This window comes from Ruminococcus sp., assembly GCF_016283395.1.
Genome location: NZ_JAEEMU010000039.1, coordinates 121,744 through 141,445 on the forward strand (window position 1 = coordinate 121,744; position 19,702 = coordinate 141,445).

Sequence of the window (19,702 nt, forward strand, 5' to 3'; positions counted from 1 at the left end):
AAAGGATAAATAATGTTTATCGGAGGATTTACAACTGATGATCTTATACAATATGCCATAAGGATAATAGTATTTCTTCTTATAATCCCTATACATGAATCTGCACACGCCCTCATGGCTAAATGGCTCGGAGATGATACAGCAGAAAAAAAAGGAAGAATATCACTTAATCCTATCGTTCATCTTGATATTGCAGGTCTTATACTCATGATCTTCCTGGGGCTTGGCTGGGCTAAACCTGTGCCTGTTAATTTTTCTAACCTCAAGAAGAACCGCCGAGCAAGCTACGCACTTATATCTGCGGCAGGTCCGCTCGCTAATTTTATATCAGCTTTTCTCTGTGCTTTGTTATATGAAGTTCTGATCTGCACAAGGGCAGGACAAGAGACTCTGAATACATCTTTCAGCAGCTTTTCAGAGATGATGAGAAGTGAGCACAATATACTCTGCGCGGTACTTCTGCTGCTGATGTATTCTGTTTATATCAATGTAGCACTTGCCATGTTTAATCTGATACCTCTGCCGCCGCTGGACGGCTTTAATCTTGTAAGGGCATTTTTGCCTGTTAACGCTGATCGCTGGATATATGAGCATCAGCGTCAGCTAAGCACTGCATTTTTTGTTCTTCTTATGCTCGCAGCAAATATCTCTGAGATAAGCCGACCGTTTGATAGAGCAGTAAACAGTGTTCATTTACTGATATGGCAATCTGTTGAATGGGTCGAGCCTTTGATGATAAAATAAACACAGCATTGGAGAGACAAAGATCATATGGAAAAATTTTACCGATTTTTACTTATTTTATTGAGCAGAGGATTGCTTCTTACAGCATTTATGCCTGCGGCTTGTTTTTTCAAGGCATGGGTGTCAAAGATGCTGGGAGACAGGATGCCTGAGGGTGACGGAAGGCTGAGTCTTGATTTCAGAAGACATACCGACAGGATCGGAATGATGATGGTCATAGTGTTCGGATTTGGCTTTGGTAATGAAATGAGGCATGATATCTCAAACATGAAGAACATGAAGCGAGATATAACCCTTATATCACTGGCAGCACCTATAGCATATTTTTTCATGTATATCCTGCTCACTAACATCGCAATACTTATTTTCAGCATCTCGTTTTCGTCATTCCTGCTTGCAAGCATATATTTTATACTTTCAGAAACAGCAGAAGCTTGTCTTGCATTCGGAGTCATTGCACTTCTGCCGCTGCCGCCTCTTGACGGCTTCCAGATATTCTATCAGTTCTCATGGCCGAAGTTCAGACGCTGGTATTTCAGCCATTATCAGAAGATAATGTACTGGTCAAGAATGATCCTTTACGGTATATTCCTGCTTGCAATAATAACTGACGGTGAGCTTTCGCTCATAGGTTTCCTTTCTGATCTTTGGGCAAAACTTTTTGATAAGCTTATCTTCTTCCGCCTTGATTACTTCAAGATGACCGAAAAGATATTGAGGTATATCTTTAGATTTGACGCGGTAATTGATTAATAGTTCGGAGAGTATATGGAAAGTATATCATTCAAGCTTGAGGTATTTGAAGGACCTCTCGACCTGCTTCTCAGCCTTATAGCAAAGCATAAGCTGAATATATGTGATATTGAGATATCCAAGCTGCTGGAGCAGTACCTTATTTATATAGATCAGGCACATGAGCAGAATTTAGAGCTTGCAGGCGAATTTCTTGAAATGGCTGCAAGACTGATATATATAAAGACTGCTTCACTTCTTCCTCAGCCCGAGGAGGCTGAACAGATGAAGCGTGAGCTGGAAGGTGCGCTTATTGAGTATTCGCTTTGCAAGATAGCTGCACAAAAGCTTGCAGACGCTTTCGTGGGCGGAGATATATTTGTCCGCAGCCCCATGAAGATAAAAGCGGATATGACCTATACCCTTGTGCATGAGCCTGAGAGACTTGCGATCGCTTACAGTGCCATATCGCTGAAAAATATAAAGTCCGAACACGCGAAGCTCCACGTTGAGAATAAGATCAATTCCGTGGTAAAGCGTCGTATCGTTTCGGTAATGACAAAGGTCGTCCATATCCTCAGACAGCTCTATGAGACAGGTGAGGTGTATATGGATAAGCTTTATGACGGAGTTACCGACCGCTCGGCAAGAGTTGCTACATTTCTTGCAGTCCTTGAACTTACGAGACACGGACGAATTACCATAAGCGATGACAATATGAAAATATTCTTCAAAGAAAAACAGAACGGAGTGAGAAAAACTTGGAGATCAAGGAAAAGCTCGGAGCAATAGAAGCTATCCTGTTCGCAAGCGGCGAACCTATTGAAATATATCGTCTTTCCGAAGCAAGCGGCGTTGATGCCGGTACACTCCCGTCTATGATAAGACTTCTCAATGAGAGATACGATGATTACGGCAGCGGTATCTGCATAAAGAAATTTGACAGCAGCTACCAGATGTGTACCCGTGAGGAGTTTGCTCCGCAGGTACGTGCCGCTCTTGAGACAAAAAGATCTGCACCGCTTTCAAATGCCGCTATGGAGGCATTAACAATAATCGCATACAATCAGCCTGTTTCAAAGGGCTTCGTTGAAAATGTCCGCGGTATAGACAGCTCTTCCGTTATCAACAACCTTGTGGAAAAGGGACTCGTTGAAGAAGCAGGCAGACTTGACGTACCGGGAAAGCCTATAGTATACAGAACTACTTCCGTGTTCCTTAGAAGCTTCGGTCTCAGTTCAACAGCCGATCTTCCTCCTTTACCGGGACAGAGTGATCTTGTGCTTGAGACAGAGGACGAATTCATCGCAAGAGAAACAGCTGAGTCACAGCAAAACACTGAATAATAACGAAAGGAGCGGCAGGAATGATCGTACTAAAAATTCTGCTGTATATACTTCTTGCCGTTTTTGGCATTATCCTCATAGTTCTTATAACTCCCGCAGGAGGAGAGTTCAGCTATATCGACGGAAAGTTCACGTATAAGGTGAAGCTGTGGATATTTGATATAATGAACTCAGAGAGCGGCGGTCTTTACGGCTGGTGGAAAAAGCGTAAAGCAAAGAAAAAGGACAAGCCGAAAAAGCCGAAGAAACCCAAAAAGCCAAAGCCTGTCAAGGACAAAAAGCCTAAGAAGAAAAAAGAACGGGAAAAGTACGAGTGGGAAAAGGAGCTTGACGATATACCCGTAAATGATCCCGAGGCTGATATAAAAGCAGAGGGAAGCACTTCTTCCGAAGCTGTCAGTGAAAGTACTACAGGCAATGCCGTATCTGATACAGAGCCTGTTTCGGAAGCTGCCTCCACTGATGAGAAGAAAAAGAAACCGAAGCATAAAAAGGAAAAAGATCCTGAAGATGATCCTTTCGATGATGATGAAGATGAAGATAAAGCTGAAGACGAGGAAAAGTCATCTATCAGCGACAAGATAGAGAAAATAGTTGATATATGGGAGAGCGCACAGCGTCCTATGCTGAAAATATTCAAGGGCTTCAAGCTGAAAGACTTATATATCGACTTTGAGATAGCCGATGAGGATGCCTGCGACTGTGCCCTCAAATACGGAAAGTATTCGGCTCTTATCTACAACGGCATCGCATTTTTCAGTGAACTGTTCACAGTAAGGCTGAAAACCATAGATGTAAGACCTGCTTTCGGAGTCTCAAAGGGACGCTGGGACGCAGCAGGAAAACTTTATTTCCGACTGGGAACAATGGTTATTGCAGGAGCTTGGTTCCTGATAACATATTTATTCAGAACATTTTTACCTGAAAAACTAAGAAAACGTAAAATGAAAAAATCCGCCGCAAGGCAGAAGTGAGGTATATAACATGAGTGCAAACAAAACACCGGTCAGCGATCTTTTAGGTATTTCAATTGAGAAGATAAAGGAAATGGCAGATGTTAATGCCATTATCGGCGAGCCTATAAAGCTCCCCGACGGTACAACAATTATCCCTGTTTCAAAGGTAAGCTACGGCTTTGCTTCAGGCGGCTCAGATCTTCCTTCAAAGTATGACAAGGATCTTTTCGGCGGCGGAGCAGGTGCAGGCGTTTCAATAAAGCCTGAGGGATTCCTCGTTATCTCTCCTGACGGAGCAGCTAAAATGGTTAACATGGAAGGCTCAAACGATCCTATCAGCAATGCTATCGAGAAAGCACCTATGATAATCGAAAAGGTAAGCGGCTTCATCAACAAGAAGAAAAAAGGCAGCGAAGAAGTCGTTACAGACGGTATCACAGACGAGTCTGTTTCTCTCAACTGAGAATAATCACTGATATAGCAGCATATCCTTTAGCATGAAGTATATTATGCGGAGGTATGCCTATGAAAAGGTCGATAGCTGTTTTTTCGGCATTTATAATAACAGCAGTAAGTGTACGTTTTGGTATTTCCTATGCAGCTTCCGAGCCTGAGATATCGGCAAAGGCGGCGGTACTTATCTCAGCCGATACAGGCGAGGTGGTGTATGCTAAGAACTGCACGGAAAAGCTGCCTATGGCAAGCACCACAAAGATAATGACAACTCTGCTCTGCCTTGAAAGCGGCGGACTTTACGACGAATTTGTGGTGGACAGCGATGCCATAAAGGTGGAAGGCTCATCAATGGGCTTGCAGGAAGGGGATATCGTTACAAAGTATGCTCTCTGCTGCGGAATGTTGCTTCCTTCGGGCAATGATGCAGCAAATGTGGCGGCTGTAAGGATAGCAGGCGGTATAGAGAGATTTGCTGAGATGATGAACGACCGTGCAAGAAAAATGGGACTTTCAAAGACTTATTTCGTCACTCCCTCGGGACTTGAGGGTGAGGGGCACGGTTCATCAGCCTATGATATGGCGATACTTGCCCGTGAAGCTCTCAGGAACGATATTTTTCGCAGTATATGCTCGCAGAAAAGCATAAAGCTTGAATTTGGTGCTCCGCCGTATGCAAGGTGGCTGAAAAACACCAATAAGCTTCTGGGAATGTATGAGGGAGTTTACGGTGTCAAGACAGGCTTTACCGATGAAGCGGGAAGATGTCTCGTATCCGCCTGTGAAAGGGATGGAAAAGACCTTATCTGCGTTACTCTAAATGACCGCAATGACTGGGACGACCATATCGCCATGTACGATTATGGCTTTGATACGGTCCGCGAACTTGATGCGGTTCTCCCTGTAGATATGTCAGTTGATATTGTGGGCGGTACAAGTGACAAGCTTCGTCTTGTGCCAAAGGACAGCTCTTTAAAGATATGTACAGTTGCAGGAAATGAAGATGATATACAGTTCACACTGCTTTCTGCGCCATTTGGCTATGCTCCCGTGAAGTACGGTGATGAAGCGGCAAGACTGCGTATAAGCTTTATGGGGCGAGAGGTGGACACAATTCCGCTGTATGCTGCTGAAAGTGTTTCGGCAGATATTGAAAAGAGTTCTGAGAAAAAAGGTATATTTACGAAATTCAAAGAAATACTCGGGAGCTTTTTCTCCCGTTAAGGATTGGATAAAAAGTGGAAAAAATAAGAATACAGAAAATGATAGCCGATTGCGGCGTGTGCTCCCGCAGAAAAGCTGAGGAGCTTATAACACAGGGCAGAGTAAAGCTCAACGGTCACCCTGTAAAGCTTGGAGACAAGTGCGGCTTCAAGGATATCATCACCGTTGACGGTGAGCGTATCTATATGCCGAAGAAGCGCAGTTTCACATATCTTATGATGAACAAGCCGAGAGGATATGTTACTACCGTATCCGACGAGCTTGACAGACGCTGCGTCATGGATCTCCTTGAAGATGTTGAGGAGCGTGTCTATCCTGTAGGTCGTCTTGACCGAAATTCGGAGGGACTTCTCCTCTTTACCAATGACGGCGAATTTGCAAACAGTATCATGCACCCCAGCCGCCATATCTCAAAGACTTACCGTGTTACCGTTCGTCCAGATATAACCGATGAACAGCTTGTAAGGCTTTCCGAGGGTGTTGAGATAGACGGCAAAAAGACACTTCCTGCTTCTGTTGTGGTAAAGACAAAGGAAGAGGGAAGAGTAGTCCTGCTTATGACTATAAAAGAGGGCAGGAACCGTCAGATACGTAAGATGTGCGAGGCTGTAGGTCTTGAAGTTGCAAGACTTCGCCGTATAAGTATAGGTCCGCTGAAGCTGGGTATGCTGAAGCCCGGTACTTACAGAGAGCTTACTCCCGATGAACTGCGTGCTATAAGAAACGCTATCGGCAAGGAGAAGTAAGATGCTGGAGATACAGGAGAGATTTGATACGGTCGGCTATGATGAGCTCAAAAAGGCAGCAGGAAATGCCGAGCTCCATATAACCGAGGCTCTTGACAAGGGCGATGTTATCGGATTTATAGCCTATTCCTACGGCACAGACAGGACGGTCGTATATGATTATGACGACGGCGGAGATATGATGCTCTGCGACGGTCTTGTGCGCTCGGTAATGCTCAAAAGTGTGCTGAAAGGAATAAATCATATGCTGTTTGAGCTTTCTGACAGCAGCAAATTTGATGTATTAAAAAAGCTCCGCTTTGTAGTCGGAGACAGCAGACAGTGTACAGATCTTGAAAGCTTTATGAACGGCTGTGAGCACTGTAAAGGCAAGAAAGAATAAATATGAAAGGAGCGATTTGGATTGCCAATCAGGATATCTTCAGAGCTTCCGGCATTCAAAACGCTTGGAGAAGAAAATATCTTCGTAATGTCGAAGGAAAGGGCAGAGCATCAGGATATCAGACCACTGAAAGTCGTTATCCTTAATATTATGCCCAAAAAGATCGAGACAGAGAGCCAGCTTCTGAGACTTCTCAGTAATACACCGCTCCAGGTGGACGTTGATCTTCTTCAAATGGTATCTCATGTTTCAAAGAATACTTCTGTGCATCATCTTGAGTCTTTTTACAAGACCTTTGATGAGATACGAGATGACCGCTATGACGGTATGATAATCACAGGTGCGCCTGTTGAGCTTCTTGACTATGAGCAGGTGGACTACTGGAATGAGATATGCACTATAATGGAATGGTCGAAAACACACGTTTTTTCCACTCTTTATATATGCTGGGCTGCTCAGGCAGGACTTTACTACCATTACGGTATACCCAAGTATACTCTCGACCATAAGATGTTCGGTATCTTTCCACACAGGGCAGAGGTGAGCAATTGTCAGCTCCTCAGAGGATTTGATGATATATTCTATGTTCCTCATTCGAGAAATACCGAGGTGCGCCGTGAGGACATCGAACGTATCCCTCAGCTTGAGATACTTACTGTATCCGATATTGCAGGAGTGCATATCGTTGCCAATAAGAACGGCAGACAGTATTTTATCACAGGTCATTCCGAATATGACAGAGATACATTAGCAAACGAGTACAGACGCGATGTTGAAAAAGGCATAGATATACAGATACCGTATAATTATTTCCCCGGGGACAACCCGGACAATGTACCTGTATTTTCGTGGAGATGTACGGCTAATCTTATGTTTTCAAACTGGCTCAATTATTGCGTTTACCAGAAAACCCCTTATAATCTTGATGAGCTTGAGGTGCGCAACTGGAATTGGCAGACAAGTCTGTAAAAGGAGAAGCAAATATAATGGACGATTTTAACAACATGAATAATAACGATCAGAATAACAATACTAATAACTTGAATAACGGTTACGGCAATGGTGAGCAGTATAATGCTCAGAACAATGGAAATCCGTATAACGACTACAGCAATGGCGGTCAGTTCAATAACCAGAACAATGGCTACAACAGCGGAAATCCCTATAATAACGGATACAACGGCAATAATCCTTTCACAGGCAATTATAACGGATATCCGCAGTACAATATGTACAACAACGAGGGTGTAGCTGAGAGAAAGGGAGCAGGCTTTGCAATTGCTTCGTTTGTCATATCGATCATAAATCTGATGTTTTGTGCGACGTTGCTTAGTGTCGTAACTGTTCCGCTTTGTCTTATCTTTTCGATCATATCACTTGTTGGAAAGAGAAAAGGAACAGCTTTTGCAGTCATTGGCGTTATCGTTTCTGTTATTTCAATGATATTCTTTGTTTACATCGGATTCCTCATCTATAAGATCGGGCCCGACTTGGTTTATTTCGCAGAACACAGTACACAGATCATAGAGGAATACGACAGAGACGGTACTATCCCCGAGCAGTATGAGAAATACAGAGATCCTAAGTACGATAAGTACTGGAAAAGAATGGGATATGACAGCTTCGATGAGCTCTTTGCTGAATTTATAAAAAATCAGAAGAAGAATCAGAACAATGGCCGTTCATATTATTATGAGAACGATACAAAGAAAGATAGAAACAGTGCGAGGTACAGCGGAAACGACCTTGTTGCGGTAGTGTAGATAGATTCTGTCTGCATTGCCACACTTTATGATGTTTCGATGTCGCTTTTTAACATAACAGAAAAGCTCTCCGAAAGGAGAGCTTTTTTATTATGTGGAACTTATTGAATAATAACTGAGTATTGATGATGCGTCATTGGAGTCAGCTTTGCCGTCGTTGTTTATATCTGCTGCGGCTGCCTGCTCGGAATTCAGTGAACTGCTGCTGCCCACGGAAGTGTCAGCATAATGCTTTAATACAAGTGAAGAATCAACAGCGTCTATTTTATTATCGTCGTTTACGTCTCCGCGGTATCTGCCGCTTTCAAGCTTTGGCAAGGTAAGTCCCGAAAGTGAAAATACTATCCTGACAGTGTTTTCAAAATCGAAGCCTTTAGAATCAGTATATTTCAGATCGCATAATGATGTGAAAACGCAGTAGTCTTTTGGCTGATGAGTTCTATAACCATTAACAGGCTTGCCTGCAAGTTCACCCTCGTATTTTACTCCGTCAAGCCATACTTCTTCTATGGTAAGCTTTACATTATCTTTTCCGCCAAGATAAAACGGGGTGATAGGATTTATATATAAGGACACTGAGGTACGCTCAAGTTCACTTGCATAATCTTTGGCATCAAATGTCACATCATATGTTCCGTCACCGTTTATAAAGCAGCCTTTTACCGATGATTGTAGGGTCGGAAAATAAAGAGATGCTCTTGCTATTGCGAGATCGGACTTTTCCGATACAGCGGCTTTGTCCTCGGCATATGCGTTGAAATTAGCTGTAAAGAGCGATGAACAGGCTAATCCTGCTGCCAATATTCTTGTAATTAGTTTTTTCATATAAAAACCTCCTTGTTTAATGAATAAAGTTTATAAATGGTTCTGCTGATTACATTATGTGTATCATATACAGAATATGCTTAGATATATACACAGTCTTGTATGCGTAAGCAAAAAATGACAAACGAATAATTATATCTATCCGCCTTAAAAATTGTCAAATACAACAAATAATATTACTGATATATTACATAAAAAGAGCGAAAAACTGACAGAAATAAACACATATCAGATGATCGCTCTTTCTACTTTATGGCTATATTCCGCCATTCTGATATACGCCTGACTGGGATCGAACCAGCGCACATGGCGTCGGAGGCCAATGCTCTATCCACTGAGCTACAGGCGCGTAAATAGTAAATGTACTTTATTATTATATCAAAAACTCTTGAAATTTGCAAGTATTTATGCTATAATTATAAAAAATAAATTAGGAGGGAACGTTTTGGGGGACTATATTTATCTTATAGTTGCGCAGACTGGTACGCGACCCGCACGATTCTTCAAATTTTTTACTAAAAAGCCTTACAATCATGTTTCTATGTCAGGGGATGTAGATCTTACCGAAATGTACAGCTTCTGCCGTACATACAGACCGTTTCCGCTGCCTGCGACATTTAATAAAGAAGTCGTAGGAAAGGGCACTCTCGGACAGTTTCATAACATTCCTTGTGAAATATACCGCATAAAGGTCTCTCATGAACAGAAAGAAGCCTTTAATATACTCATCAATCACTTTGAGGAACATCGTAAGGTATATTCATACAATCTGCTCGGACTTCTTGCAGTTTACTTCAATATCGAATGGAAACGCGAAAGAAGCTTCGTCTGTTCGCAGTTTGTTGCTTACACAATGGATAAAATAGGAATTCCGCTTGAAAAAGCATTCTGTCTATACAAGCCTGATGATTTCAGGACTTTTCCGGGAGCTGATCTTATTTATACAGGGGAACTCAATGCATTCTATGAGACTATGCAGTCAAAGCTTTATACATAAAGAAATGATATATGCCGCAGCCCTTAATTCGTCGGGTGAGGCAAGATAAGCCGCACAATAGCTGCTGCTGTCAGGGGATATAACTGAAAGACTGAATTCTCTGTGATGATCCAGTATCTCCACGGAGGCTTTATCTTCGTTTACGGTTATTCCCACAGGTATTATTTTTTCCTCACTCATGTGATTGTGGGAATTAGCATAGGAATTTAAGAACATCCACGAACCGCCGCTCAGAAGCAGGTAAAGAAATACTGCTGTGAGGGTGGTCTTTTTTTTGTGTTTTCGCATTTTATCACCTTTTCATATAATTAAGAAGCTGCCCCAGTGAGTGACCGAACAGCTGTCCTGCATACTGTGACTGCTGAAGCGTGTTTCCGTGCGAACCCACTTCAATGAGCAGACTTCCGTTGGTAAGATCCTGATTATAGTGTCTGTAGTCAAAAAGTATGGGACGTGTAAGTCCTGCATAGTCTGATTCAAGCTTTTGCTGCAAGGTGCAGGCAAAGTGGAAATTCTCCATATAATTTGGCATTCCCAGCGTACCGTCATCACAGCCCGAGATTATCATGATCTGCGAAGCTTCTTTGCCTTCGATCTCCACAAAGGGCTGATATGCCACTCCCTCGGCGGATATTGCGTCTCTGTGTATATCAAGGACTACCTTTATACTTGGGTACTTTTCGAGTATAGGCATGATAGTCTCGCGGCTGCGCCCGTAAGAGCCGTTGTATGACGGATAATCGTGAACGTTTTTTGCGTGGATAACTCCTATCCCTTGCGCTTCAAGCTCAGCCTGTATGGCATCGCCGACCATTACCACATTTTTGGTATTATCGGTAGTACGATAGTTGAAGGAGCTGTCATAGTGCTCGCGGACGTATGGCTCAAAGCTTTCAGTGGTATGGGTATGATAGATAAGGACAATGGGTTCATCTGTATCCGAAACAGTAAAATTCGGCAGATAGCTGCTTTCTCTCATCAGTGTTTCATTGGGAATATCAGTTTTGTTATTGACCTGTCCGCCCTTTTCAAGGTCAAAAAAGGCATTTCCGCTGTATCTGTCATAGGTAAGGCGGACAATATCGCCGTCAGTATTCCATGACGCAGGATATGGCTTTTCACCTGCACTGTCAGCTTTCATATCAAGGGGATCTGGAAGCCTGCATAGTTCCGTATCTTTCTCGCTTTCGTCCTCGATACCGTAGCCCTCCGAGAGTATCATACTGCCCGAAAGGAGTTCGTCCTGCTTCTTGATTTTACTTATGCTTTCGGAAGTTACATCAATATGCTTTGCAGATGAATTTACAGTTTCATCAAGGATATATGCACTTGTATCGGAAAGACCTGCCATTAGTTTTGATACTCCGTTAACTCCCGAAGCTATGACAACAGGAAGTATAACTGCTGTTATACACTTGATCGTTCCTTTGATTTTTCTGCGTTTATGGCGTGTCATATACTCACCTCACAATTAATTCCTCTGAAATAAGTATATTCTCAATGCCATGAGTATATGATAGGGGCAGTTCCTTATTCGCCGTCATTTTTCAGCATTTTCCGTCATAAAATATTGAGAGGTGATGACGATGTATAAATGCTTCGGACTAAAGAGAGCAAGCCGCAGCGTAATTATGTTCATGATTTTTATTGCGGTATGCTGTGCTATATTTTTTTCTCTGCGGTCAACTTTTTCAACTGCCGCAGAAGCTGCTGTGGAAAAGCCGGTTCCACTGCCTGTAATAATGTATCACAGCGTTTGTGAAAAGCCTCCTGCTGATTATATAGTATCTCCGTCACAGCTTGAAAGTGACCTTATATGGCTGAAAACTCACGGATATATAAGCGTCAGCGCACAGCAGCTCATTGACTATACCAACAATACTGGAGAACTGCCGCAGAAGCCTGTGCTTATAACATTTGATGACGGATTTTACAATAATCTTTCCTTAGCCCTGCCCCTGCTTGAAAAGTACGATATGTGCGCTGTTGTATCTATTGTTGGCAGATACACAGATGATTATGCACCTGCCGACCCTCATGCAGATGCGTATTCTTACCTCACATGGGAGGATATATCTCAGCTTATTGCTTCAAAACGCGTAGAGATAGGCAGTCATACATACGATATGCACTCCCGTGACAACCGCAGACAGGGCTGCGCTATAAAAGCAGGGGAGACTCCCGAAGAATACACATTTACGTTGAGTACGGATATAGGTCTGCTCAATACCGAGCTCCATGACAACTGCGGTATATCTCCTGTGGTGTTTGCCTATCCTTTCGGCGCGCTCTGCCGTGAAAGCTTGCCCGTACTGCGTGATAACGGAATAAAAATATCCCTTACCTGCCGTGAGGGAATGAACTATATCACACGTTCTCCCGATTGCCTTTACGGTATTTTCCGTAATAACCGCAGCGGATTTGTCTCGACAGAAGAGTATATGTATGAGCTTACAAAAGAAAACCCCGAATCTTAAAGATTCAGGGGGTTTTTTATCACAGACCTTGCAGGGCTTTCATTCTTGCCTTGTCTTCATACATCATGGCATCTATCTCTTTTATAAGCTCGTCGAGATCCATGCCTTTTTTGTATTCACCGCAGCCCATTGCTATGCTGTAGCCTTTGCTGTGGACAGCTTCCTTTATTTTCTGCATCATGATCTCAGTATCAGAACGGGAAGCTGACGGGAAAAGTATCTCGAATTCATCTCCGCCCATTCTGTAAAATCTGCATCTTGAAGGAATTATTTCAAATGTACTTTCAGAAACAGCAAGAATAGCTTTGTCACCCTCATCGTGACCAAGGTTATCATTTATCTGTTTAAGACCGTTCAAATCCATAGAGATAACGAACATCTGATGTTTTCTCATAGTCATGATATCTCTGTAAAAACAGTGTCTGTTCAGTGCGCTTGTCATTGCGTCTCGTGTAAGTGTCTGAGTTGTAAAGAAAAGATAATAGAATACACAGCTCAGAGTAGCCATACCGCTTATGAGATACTTGAAGTGCATATATGTGTTGAGGCAGGTCGCTGATAAAATAGCGATACTGAGGACTGTAAGGAAAATGCTCTCCAACCTCAGACCAAGTCTGAATTTGAAAAAAGAAGCAGAAATAAGTACACAAAGATAAATCAGGCTGAAAATAAACGGGATAGCAGCAAATGTATTCAACGACATATTACCCATTTCATCGTAGCTGAATACACAGCCGTTGAAAATACTGATAATGCAGAACAAGCAGTTTATACCTGCCAATATCAAAAGAGCAATCCTTATTTTCTTTGAGATAACGCCTGAAATATAAATAAAAGGGAGTATTATCGTACCGCTTACAGAGTAGAGTATAGCACTGTTTATTTTTAGAAGCGATAGGTATTCTCCTGTTCCTTGAAAAGTGTATGCTACTATATTGCATATAAGCATCACCAAAGATATAGCAGTGCCTATTAAAAACAGATTTTTGATCTTATTGCTTACAGTAGAATTAAATGTTAAAAACAGAAATAGCGAAATATTTGCAACGATTATAAGGTAAGACATCTGGACAATTTCTCTGATCATATGCTCACCCTCCTGTTAAATATATGTTATAATTATTATAACATAACTTTTAAATAAAATCAAGAGATTCCACAAAAAATTGATGAATATTTTATTAAAAATGTACACACAGTACAAAATAATTCATATTTCCTTTTCTATTACAGATAAAGCCCATTCTGTATCAATGAGATACTCGTCATTGACAGCAAGAGGGATCTTGAAAGACTCAGCGACCTGATCGTATGACTTTTTGTCAACATCTGTTCTGCCCCACTCATTGTTGTCGAATTTAACAGCGAAGCTGTGTGAGCCGTCCTCTTCCTTGTTGAAGTATATTTCCATAACACTGAGGTCGGGGAAGTTTTTCTGTAACTCAGCGATAGCGAATACTTTCATTATCTCAAGGATACGATCATCAAGACCTTCATCGAGTATCATGAGCTTTTCGCGGAGCTGGTTTATATCGGATACAACACGCTTTGTGTAATTATCGTTAAAATCATAACCGCTTTCGTTATTTTCGTTGATAGTTTTCATATACTCAACAGCTGAAGTGGGATTTCCCGGGATATAGCAAAGCAGGTACTTTTCTTTTACCTGATGATAAAGAGTAGGGTAGAAGATAAGTGACTTGTTATCGCAGTGAGGGCAACGCCATGCAAAAACTTCGCCGCTTCTTATCATATCCTTTATCTGAGGATCGGTCTTTGTGTCCATAGTTTCCCATACGAGCATTTCCGACTCATGGCTGCACTTTGGACATTTTATCTTTTCCATATGACTTTTAGACATAGAAATTCCTCTTTTCTTTGATTATCATAAAATAATGCTTTTTACAATTATAGTATAGCATATCAGAACTGTTTTTTCAAGTGGCGGAAGTTACGCCACGAAAGTGCTTACATATCGTACTTTTCAAGCAGGTCGTATATACCGTCTTGTGAGAGGACTCCGCGTTTAAGCTCCTTAGGCAGAAGTCCTGCTTCATCTGAAGAAAAGTCGCGTTTCCACGCATCACTTACGTAATAATCTCTCAACTCACTGAGCATTTCGTGCAGTTCAGGGGATACATCGCTCATATCCTGAGCTTTCTGCATTATATCCTCATAGTACTTCACACGTTTTACCTGTTCCTGTACAGCTTCTGAAGATACGGGGAGTACCTTTTCAAAGCGGAACATATCAGCCATTTCTCTGTCCTTATCATCAGGGACACAGTGATACTCGCTGAAGTATTCAACAATGTGGAAACCGCAGCGGTTTACGTAAAAATGTATATTTCTCTTCTCGAAATAGGGAGTAACAGTCTCCCAGACAGTGACCTCGGGGTGCATATCCTCTATCTCGCACCATGCTGCATAACCGATGCCCTTGCTGTGGACAGCAGGGGAAACGAACAGCAGTTCAAGTTCTCCGTGGTCGTATTCGGTTCTGATAACTACACCGCCTACGTTTTTGCCGTTTTGTACTATGCGATAGGCAGTGCCCTCGTCAATTGACTGTTCAATTGTGCTTTGTGAGATTATCTCTCCCTCTTCTTCAAAGTGGTCATCGCGCAGCCCGAATTCTTCAAGAGCACCGTAACGGAAAGCCGCCTGATTGTCCTTGATAAACTGCTCTATGTCAGACTCTTCCAGTGGGATAAGGTGTATTTCTGTCATACTATTCTTCCTTTTTATTACGATATCATTCAATTATCTGAATAACATCGTTAGCCGCAAGCCAGTTGAGAAACTCAAAACGTGCCTGATCCTTACATTCTGGCTTTATCATGTAATACATATAATGTTCGAGGAGATTAAGGGTCTCGAGAGTACGTCCCTCCAGTTTGAACTGCTCAAATCCCATTGGGATATACTTTCCCCATATCTCATCGGGGGAGATGTGATTTTTCAGCTTTACAATGTCGAAAAGTGAACGCTGCGAGCATGGGCAGTCCGCAAACTTCTGTATCTCAGGGTGTTCTGCAACCAGCTTTTTCGTATCGAAGGGCGCATTCGGGTATTTTCTTACATGATTTGAGTATGCTATCTGCTGTAAGCCGATAGCTTTGTAATGCTCTGAACGCATGGGACAGTTAGGGTTGCAGCAGGCATTTACCAGAAGCTCGCACTTCTTTTTGTCGGGTATCTTCTCCAGTGTCTCAAAATCGTGGTTGAGATCATAGTCGATAACAACAATGTGGTAGTCCTTTTCGACTTCGCTGCACAGCTGTTCAGCGTCGGTGATACGCTTGCAGGTGGAGCTTGTTATCTTGTAGTTGGGGTAGTTCTTGCGGATATAGTCTTCCAGCAGCGGCGACATTACAATAACTTCGTTAAGTCCGTTGTCGGCAAGGTGCATGACCATATTGCAGAAATCATCGTTAAGATGCTTCTTTTCAAGCATGGGGTTGGTGAAAGTAAATCGGAGAGGGATACCTCTTCCGTTGAATGTCTTTATTACAGTGTTTATGAAATTCTTATTACAGACACCGCCCTGTGTACGTCCGCCGTTCCAGATAGAAGGAGGGAATACACCGTAAACGGAAGCTATCTCTACTCCCTCACGAAAATACTCGGGACGCTTTTCGAGAAGCTCCGCAAAGACAACATTGAATTTGAAATGCCCTGCAAAATCGGGCAGATGAAAACGTGCTCTCATATCGGTTCTGATCCTTTCTCTTAAATCATGTCATTATACTGCTCTGTTTCAAATGATTTCAGCTATTCAAATAATTATTTTTCCCTTGACATCAATACTACGCACTCAACGTGCCTCGGAAGCCTGATTTTGATGTCATGGCGACAACCATATTAGAGCAACGAGAGGTTTGAGTGTGGGGATTGGATATATTGTATGTAGTTGATTCGTGAAATTCACGTTTTCACACTAAGGCGAACTCATCTGGATCGCTTCCTTCCCTAGTAAATGTTGTTTTAGTAGTGTCGTAAAATTCGTCTGCATCAGATGTTTCTATTGTGTTTGTTTCGTATGTGGTTGATTCCAATAATCTGAAACCATCTGGGTCGGTTGTTTCTATTGATCTCGTCTCAGTTGTACTATCGATATGAAACTCATCAGCATCAGAAGTTTCAATGGAGTGTGTAAATGTTTCGTCTGGTCCTGAATGTTTTGTCAAGGAGCCGAACAATCTGAATTCATCTGGATCAGACGATTCTATTGATTCTGTTTGGACTGTATTATCTACAGACGCTTTAGAAGTCAATTTTATTTGCTTTAAATAGTTTGACAGAATGTGCTTTTTCATTACGGTGTCCTCCCTTTATATACTAATATTTTAGCATCATTTGTTTCTAATTGATTGTCATACAGGTACTGTATTTCAAACGTAGAATCAAATGTTTTCAATTCGCTTTCAATGTCTGAAATATCAGTTTGGTCATTATACATTACAATAATTTTGTCTGCACTTTGCGTTTGAATACTCTTTCTTATATCGGTCAGAGAAATAGAGCTTTGAGAATAGGGATCTTTTAACTCAGATACATAAACGTTATAGATAGAGCTATTTGAATTTACAGTACTTTTTTGTGGTGTTCCACTGTGGGTGTAGATCTGGTGATAAGCAAAGGCGACGATAAATACAAAAAAAGCCACTTTCATCCACCTTTGGAAATTTTTTACATAGCTTACAAATAGCGTTGATTTACTTTTTTTAGATTGAAAATCATAATAATACTGCGCTACCAGTCTTTTAGTTAAGGTGATATCTGGTTCGTTCTTTAAGTCACTGAATCTACTCATACTGTATCCATCGACTTTGAGGTACCGATAAAGATAAAGGGTAATATTTATTATGAAGTATAAAGCAAAAGCAATAGCTATCTTATATTTCAGGTTAGTCTTAAACAGTTCCAAAATTGAATCAAAACTTATACTAAGTATGATTGGAAGAATTGTAAGTACTACTGTAGCATATATGTTCATTTTATTATCACTGACTTCAACTCTGCTGTTTTCATTTTCTATATGATAACATAAGCTTTCTTTTTCAGCTTCCAATCGCTCATCTGTTATGCCTGTTCCTTTAAGACGATCATAATAATCAGTATATATTTGTTGAATGTGATCGCTGTTATCACATATCTTTTTGAGTGACAGTAACCTGATCCAATCCCAATGTAAAGAAGCCTTATTTGTATTCTGGTCAACTGTTCTATATAATGATAACACATGTAATTTGTGCGCACCAAGCATGATTTGTAAAACACTTATACGCCATTCTCGTGTTTGCGGCCTTACTGGTAATCTAAAATCAATTGATAATTCGCCGAAATTGCTGTCTTTTGTAAATGACAAGATAGGAAGCCAAGACCAGACCATAAGCAAAAAGTTGATTATTTCTTTCATATTTCACCTCCGAGTAATACCTGCATGATGCAATCTGAGATAGAAAGATTTAGAATACATTCGAGCCACTGCCATTGTCCGTTAGGGTTAATTTCCAGAAAGTACCACTTTCCGTCATCGCCAACTATGTAGTCAATTGCACCGAACCGAAGCTGGAAATCCTTCATCATCTTTTGAATGCATTTTCTTGTTGTCTCTGGAACATCGATTAATTCGTACTGATTATTGCCATTTCGCCAATCAACTGAATTATCAGATATAATTTTCACTGCAAAATAATTATCATCAATGACAGTTACTCTCACCTCGTAACTTTTTTGAACATAATTCTGGATATATACGGGGGTTAATTCTATACTATCATAGCAGTCCTCATCATGCATGAGATTTGTTTGAATTATACTTATTCCGGAAGAAGTTGCTATTTTCCCTACGGATAATGGCTTTATAATTCTGGGTTTACCAAGGTGTTCCCAATGATTGTTATTCCCCACAAAAGACTCAGGCATCAAAATAGAGTGTTTCTGTGCATATACCAATTGATAGACCTTATTTTCAGCTCTTCTTAATAGATATGGCTTTGATAATACTACTCCATCGAAGCTATTAGTTAATCCATCTATTATCGCAAGAATATCGCTGTTTATCATTCGTCTATATTCAATGTCAAACTCACTTGTGTCTGGAAAGGCAGGCTTGCGGTAATAAATACTCTTTGTTGTCTCATTGGAAATAGTATCATTACCATGTGCTATTTCCCAGTTTACTGCAGATATTGTAACTTTATATTCTGAAAATAGGTCTACATTGAAACGGAAAAAATCTGTTTTATGATTGAATTTTTTCATAATGTAATCCACTGTTTTATCATACGAACATGTAATAATAAGGATTTTAGACATATGCACCACCTATAATGACTAATACATTCTTTTGCATGGGTTCTTAATGAATATCGATCTCTTATCAGTTTTTCAGAGTTTCAAGGAATTCAATAGCTTCAAAAGCCGTTGAGAAAGTTTTACTACATGAGTACAGCCACCTGTTCCGTGTGTCTGTATCGTCTATTTCAGGAAGTCCTTCCTGAAGTAAATCATCAAGAACCGATTTCGCATTTGCGACTGCATCCAGATATTTTTCAGCAATTTGTGCGGTGGATGGATAATCTCCTTTTTCGTAGGTCTTTACACGACTCTGTACTTCATGTAGAACCCTCTGTTTATCCGCCGGTGACACAATATCCGGTGCGTATTTTTTAAAGTGGAGCATCAGCCAGTATTCGATACATGCAGTTGTCATGAGTAATCTAATGCGGATTTCTGACTTTTTCCGAAGTTTCCTAAGCTGCTTTATGATTTGATACCTTGCTTCCCATTTGGATTTCTCATCTTTTTCAACGTCAAAGAAAAACCAAATTTCATCGGTGACCTCTGCACTATCCCGATATTTTTTGTCTTTATTGAATTTGTCACGAGCTTCCTCAAATAAACCAGTGGATTTTGGATACTTGATTACGGCATAATCTGAAAAAGTCTTTTTTAGGAATTCAGTATAGGCTTGCTCGCTTTCACCTTCATTGAACACGTAAATCAGAGGCTTTGTTTTTCTGGTAGGACTTGGCATCATTCCACCTCC

At 41.2% G+C, this 19,702-nt stretch carries 24 protein-coding genes and 1 tRNA gene; 13 read left to right on the forward strand and 12 right to left on the reverse strand.

Features of this window, described 5'->3' with window-relative positions; genetic code table 11:
• The first annotated feature begins 12 nt into the window (after nucleotides 1-12).
• The 11 genes from QZZ41_RS08095 to QZZ41_RS08145 all read left to right on the forward strand — a co-directional run bounded on the left by QZZ41_RS08095 (nucleotide 13) and on the right by QZZ41_RS08145 (nucleotide 8,346).
• Nucleotides 13-744, forward strand: coding sequence for a site-2 protease family protein (locus QZZ41_RS08095; RefSeq protein ID WP_295070222.1), 732 nt, complete (start codon nucleotides 13-15; stop codon nucleotides 742-744).
• Nucleotides 745-771: 27 nt separating this feature from the next.
• The gene (locus QZZ41_RS08100; protein WP_295070225.1) at nucleotides 772-1,497 is read left to right on the forward strand and encodes a site-2 protease family protein; all 726 of its coding nucleotides are present in this window, start codon (nucleotides 772-774) and stop codon (nucleotides 1,495-1,497) included.
• Nucleotides 1,498-1,512: 15 nt separating this feature from the next.
• The gene (locus tag QZZ41_RS08105) at nucleotides 1,513-2,268 is read left to right on the forward strand and encodes a segregation/condensation protein A (RefSeq protein ID WP_074714151.1); all 756 of its coding nucleotides are present in this window, start codon (nucleotides 1,513-1,515) and stop codon (nucleotides 2,266-2,268) included.
• Nucleotides 2,238-2,822: an SMC-Scp complex subunit ScpB gene (gene scpB, locus QZZ41_RS08110; protein WP_074714150.1), complete on the forward strand. Its 585-nt coding sequence runs from the start codon at nucleotides 2,238-2,240 to the stop codon at nucleotides 2,820-2,822. Before QZZ41_RS08105 ends, scpB begins: the two co-directional genes overlap by 31 nt.
• 20 nt (nucleotides 2,823-2,842) lie before the next feature.
• Nucleotides 2,843-3,796 carry a hypothetical protein gene (locus tag QZZ41_RS08115; protein WP_295070230.1) on the forward strand — a complete coding sequence of 318 codons (954 nt, stop codon included), beginning with the start codon at nucleotides 2,843-2,845 and terminating at the stop codon, nucleotides 3,794-3,796.
• Nucleotides 3,797-3,806: 10 nt separating this feature from the next.
• Nucleotides 3,807-4,241: a GerW family sporulation protein gene (locus tag QZZ41_RS08120; RefSeq protein ID WP_295070232.1), complete on the forward strand. Its 435-nt coding sequence runs from the start codon at nucleotides 3,807-3,809 to the stop codon at nucleotides 4,239-4,241.
• A gap of 62 nt (nucleotides 4,242-4,303) precedes the next feature.
• Nucleotides 4,304-5,455, forward strand: a complete 1,152-nt coding sequence (locus tag QZZ41_RS08125) for a D-alanyl-D-alanine carboxypeptidase family protein (protein ID WP_295070234.1) — start codon at nucleotides 4,304-4,306, stop codon at nucleotides 5,453-5,455.
• 14 nt (nucleotides 5,456-5,469) lie between these two features.
• On the forward strand, nucleotides 5,470-6,201 hold the full coding sequence (locus tag QZZ41_RS08130; RefSeq protein ID WP_074714146.1) for a pseudouridine synthase: 732 nt from the start codon (nucleotides 5,470-5,472) through the stop codon (nucleotides 6,199-6,201).
• 1 nt (nucleotide 6,202) lies between these two features.
• Nucleotides 6,203-6,583, forward strand: coding sequence for a hypothetical protein (locus tag QZZ41_RS08135; protein WP_295070237.1), 381 nt, complete (start codon nucleotides 6,203-6,205; stop codon nucleotides 6,581-6,583).
• A 21-nt stretch (nucleotides 6,584-6,604) separates the two neighbouring features.
• Nucleotides 6,605-7,552, forward strand: a complete 948-nt coding sequence (metA, locus tag QZZ41_RS08140; protein WP_295070239.1) for a homoserine O-succinyltransferase — start codon at nucleotides 6,605-6,607, stop codon at nucleotides 7,550-7,552.
• 17 nt (nucleotides 7,553-7,569) lie between these two features.
• Nucleotides 7,570-8,346 (forward strand): hypothetical protein, encoded by a 777-nt coding sequence (locus tag QZZ41_RS08145; RefSeq protein WP_295070241.1) that lies wholly within the window; start codon nucleotides 7,570-7,572, stop codon nucleotides 8,344-8,346.
• Nucleotides 8,347-8,436: 90 nt separating this feature from the next.
• Here QZZ41_RS08145 and QZZ41_RS08150 read toward each other — a convergent pair whose 3' ends face one another.
• Entirely contained in the window at nucleotides 8,437-9,171 is a 735-nt protein-coding gene (locus tag QZZ41_RS08150) for a dockerin type I repeat-containing protein (protein WP_295070243.1), read from the reverse strand.
• 277 nt (nucleotides 9,172-9,448) lie between these two features.
• Nucleotides 9,449-9,520: transfer RNA gene (locus QZZ41_RS08155), tRNA-Arg, on the reverse strand.
• A gap of 96 nt (nucleotides 9,521-9,616) precedes the next feature.
• Between QZZ41_RS08155 and QZZ41_RS08160 the strand changes: the two genes are divergently transcribed.
• A complete protein-coding gene (locus QZZ41_RS08160) occupies nucleotides 9,617-10,168 on the forward strand; it encodes a hypothetical protein (protein ID WP_295070245.1) in 552 nt (183 codons plus the stop codon).
• Here the strand turns inward: QZZ41_RS08160 and QZZ41_RS08165 are convergent.
• A complete protein-coding gene (locus QZZ41_RS08165; RefSeq protein WP_295070247.1) occupies nucleotides 10,151-10,456 on the reverse strand; it encodes a hypothetical protein in 306 nt (101 codons plus the stop codon). The genes QZZ41_RS08160 and QZZ41_RS08165 overlap by 18 nt on opposite strands.
• 4 nt (nucleotides 10,457-10,460) lie before the next feature.
• Nucleotides 10,461-11,624, reverse strand: coding sequence for a stage II sporulation protein P (gene spoIIP, locus QZZ41_RS08170; protein ID WP_295070249.1), 1,164 nt, complete (start codon nucleotides 11,622-11,624; stop codon nucleotides 10,461-10,463).
• A 175-nt stretch (nucleotides 11,625-11,799) separates the two neighbouring features.
• On the opposite strand from spoIIP, the gene QZZ41_RS08175 reads away from it, so the two are divergent.
• On the forward strand, nucleotides 11,800-12,645 hold the full coding sequence (locus QZZ41_RS08175; RefSeq protein WP_295070251.1) for a polysaccharide deacetylase family protein: 846 nt from the start codon (nucleotides 11,800-11,802) through the stop codon (nucleotides 12,643-12,645).
• Between the two features lie 19 nt (nucleotides 12,646-12,664).
• On the opposite strand, the gene QZZ41_RS08180 is transcribed toward QZZ41_RS08175, so the two are convergent.
• The 8 genes from QZZ41_RS08180 to QZZ41_RS08215 all read right to left on the reverse strand — a co-directional run.
• Nucleotides 12,665-13,732, reverse strand: a complete 1,068-nt coding sequence (locus tag QZZ41_RS08180) for a GGDEF domain-containing protein (protein ID WP_295070253.1) — start codon at nucleotides 13,730-13,732, stop codon at nucleotides 12,665-12,667.
• Nucleotides 13,733-13,855: 123 nt separating this feature from the next.
• Nucleotides 13,856-14,506 carry a CpXC domain-containing protein gene (locus QZZ41_RS08185; protein ID WP_295070256.1) on the reverse strand — a complete coding sequence of 217 codons (651 nt, stop codon included), beginning with the start codon at nucleotides 14,504-14,506 and terminating at the stop codon, nucleotides 13,856-13,858.
• A 107-nt stretch (nucleotides 14,507-14,613) separates the two neighbouring features.
• A complete protein-coding gene (locus QZZ41_RS08190; RefSeq protein ID WP_295066620.1) occupies nucleotides 14,614-15,375 on the reverse strand; it encodes a GNAT family N-acetyltransferase in 762 nt (253 codons plus the stop codon).
• Between the two features lie 25 nt (nucleotides 15,376-15,400).
• On the reverse strand, nucleotides 15,401-16,357 hold the full coding sequence (locus QZZ41_RS08195) for a hypothetical protein (RefSeq protein ID WP_295070258.1): 957 nt from the start codon (nucleotides 16,355-16,357) through the stop codon (nucleotides 15,401-15,403).
• A 223-nt stretch (nucleotides 16,358-16,580) separates the two neighbouring features.
• A complete protein-coding gene (locus QZZ41_RS08200; protein WP_295070261.1) occupies nucleotides 16,581-16,964 on the reverse strand; it encodes a hypothetical protein in 384 nt (127 codons plus the stop codon).
• The gene (locus tag QZZ41_RS08205) at nucleotides 16,964-18,067 is read right to left on the reverse strand and encodes a hypothetical protein (RefSeq protein ID WP_295070264.1); all 1,104 of its coding nucleotides are present in this window, start codon (nucleotides 18,065-18,067) and stop codon (nucleotides 16,964-16,966) included. The genes QZZ41_RS08200 and QZZ41_RS08205 overlap by 1 nt, the downstream gene beginning before the upstream one ends.
• On the reverse strand, nucleotides 18,064-18,969 hold the full coding sequence (locus QZZ41_RS08210; protein WP_295070266.1) for an MvdC/MvdD family ATP grasp protein: 906 nt from the start codon (nucleotides 18,967-18,969) through the stop codon (nucleotides 18,064-18,066). The genes QZZ41_RS08205 and QZZ41_RS08210 overlap by 4 nt, the downstream gene beginning before the upstream one ends.
• 64 nt (nucleotides 18,970-19,033) lie before the next feature.
• A partial coding sequence (locus QZZ41_RS08215) for an RloB domain-containing protein (RefSeq protein ID WP_367267460.1) occupies nucleotides 19,034-19,702 on the reverse strand: 669 nt, incomplete at its 5' end.

What these genes read in the sequence shown, in the direction of transcription:
- QZZ41_RS08095 (WP_295070222.1), top strand. Translation starts at nt 13, where the DNA reads ATGTTTATCGGAGGATTTACAACTGATGATCTTATACAATATGCCATA.
- QZZ41_RS08100 (WP_295070225.1), top strand. Translation starts at nt 772, where the DNA reads ATGGAAAAATTTTACCGATTTTTACTTATTTTATTGAGCAGAGGATTG.
- QZZ41_RS08105 (WP_074714151.1), top strand. Translation starts at nt 1,513, where the DNA reads ATGGAAAGTATATCATTCAAGCTTGAGGTATTTGAAGGACCTCTCGAC.
- QZZ41_RS08115 (WP_295070230.1), top strand. Translation starts at nt 2,843, where the DNA reads ATGATCGTACTAAAAATTCTGCTGTATATACTTCTTGCCGTTTTTGGC.
- QZZ41_RS08120 (WP_295070232.1), top strand. Translation starts at nt 3,807, where the DNA reads ATGAGTGCAAACAAAACACCGGTCAGCGATCTTTTAGGTATTTCAATT.
- QZZ41_RS08125 (WP_295070234.1), top strand. Translation starts at nt 4,304, where the DNA reads ATGAAAAGGTCGATAGCTGTTTTTTCGGCATTTATAATAACAGCAGTA.
- QZZ41_RS08135 (WP_295070237.1), top strand. Translation starts at nt 6,203, where the DNA reads ATGCTGGAGATACAGGAGAGATTTGATACGGTCGGCTATGATGAGCTC.
- QZZ41_RS08145 (WP_295070241.1), top strand. Translation starts at nt 7,570, where the DNA reads ATGGACGATTTTAACAACATGAATAATAACGATCAGAATAACAATACT.
- QZZ41_RS08150 (WP_295070243.1), bottom strand. Translation starts at nt 9,171, where the DNA reads ATGAAAAAACTAATTACAAGAATATTGGCAGCAGGATTAGCCTGTTCA.
- QZZ41_RS08165 (WP_295070247.1), bottom strand. Translation starts at nt 10,456, where the DNA reads ATGCGAAAACACAAAAAAAAGACCACCCTCACAGCAGTATTTCTTTAC.
- spoIIP (WP_295070249.1), bottom strand. Translation starts at nt 11,624, where the DNA reads ATGACACGCCATAAACGCAGAAAAATCAAAGGAACGATCAAGTGTATA.
- QZZ41_RS08175 (WP_295070251.1), top strand. Translation starts at nt 11,800, where the DNA reads ATGTTCATGATTTTTATTGCGGTATGCTGTGCTATATTTTTTTCTCTG.
- QZZ41_RS08180 (WP_295070253.1), bottom strand. Translation starts at nt 13,732, where the DNA reads ATGATCAGAGAAATTGTCCAGATGTCTTACCTTATAATCGTTGCAAAT.
- QZZ41_RS08185 (WP_295070256.1), bottom strand. Translation starts at nt 14,506, where the DNA reads ATGTCTAAAAGTCATATGGAAAAGATAAAATGTCCAAAGTGCAGCCAT.
- QZZ41_RS08190 (WP_295066620.1), bottom strand. Translation starts at nt 15,375, where the DNA reads ATGACAGAAATACACCTTATCCCACTGGAAGAGTCTGACATAGAGCAG.
- QZZ41_RS08195 (WP_295070258.1), bottom strand. Translation starts at nt 16,357, where the DNA reads ATGAGAGCACGTTTTCATCTGCCCGATTTTGCAGGGCATTTCAAATTC.
- QZZ41_RS08200 (WP_295070261.1), bottom strand. Translation starts at nt 16,964, where the DNA reads ATGAAAAAGCACATTCTGTCAAACTATTTAAAGCAAATAAAATTGACT.
- QZZ41_RS08205 (WP_295070264.1), bottom strand. Translation starts at nt 18,067, where the DNA reads ATGAAAGAAATAATCAACTTTTTGCTTATGGTCTGGTCTTGGCTTCCT.
- QZZ41_RS08210 (WP_295070266.1), bottom strand. Translation starts at nt 18,969, where the DNA reads ATGTCTAAAATCCTTATTATTACATGTTCGTATGATAAAACAGTGGAT.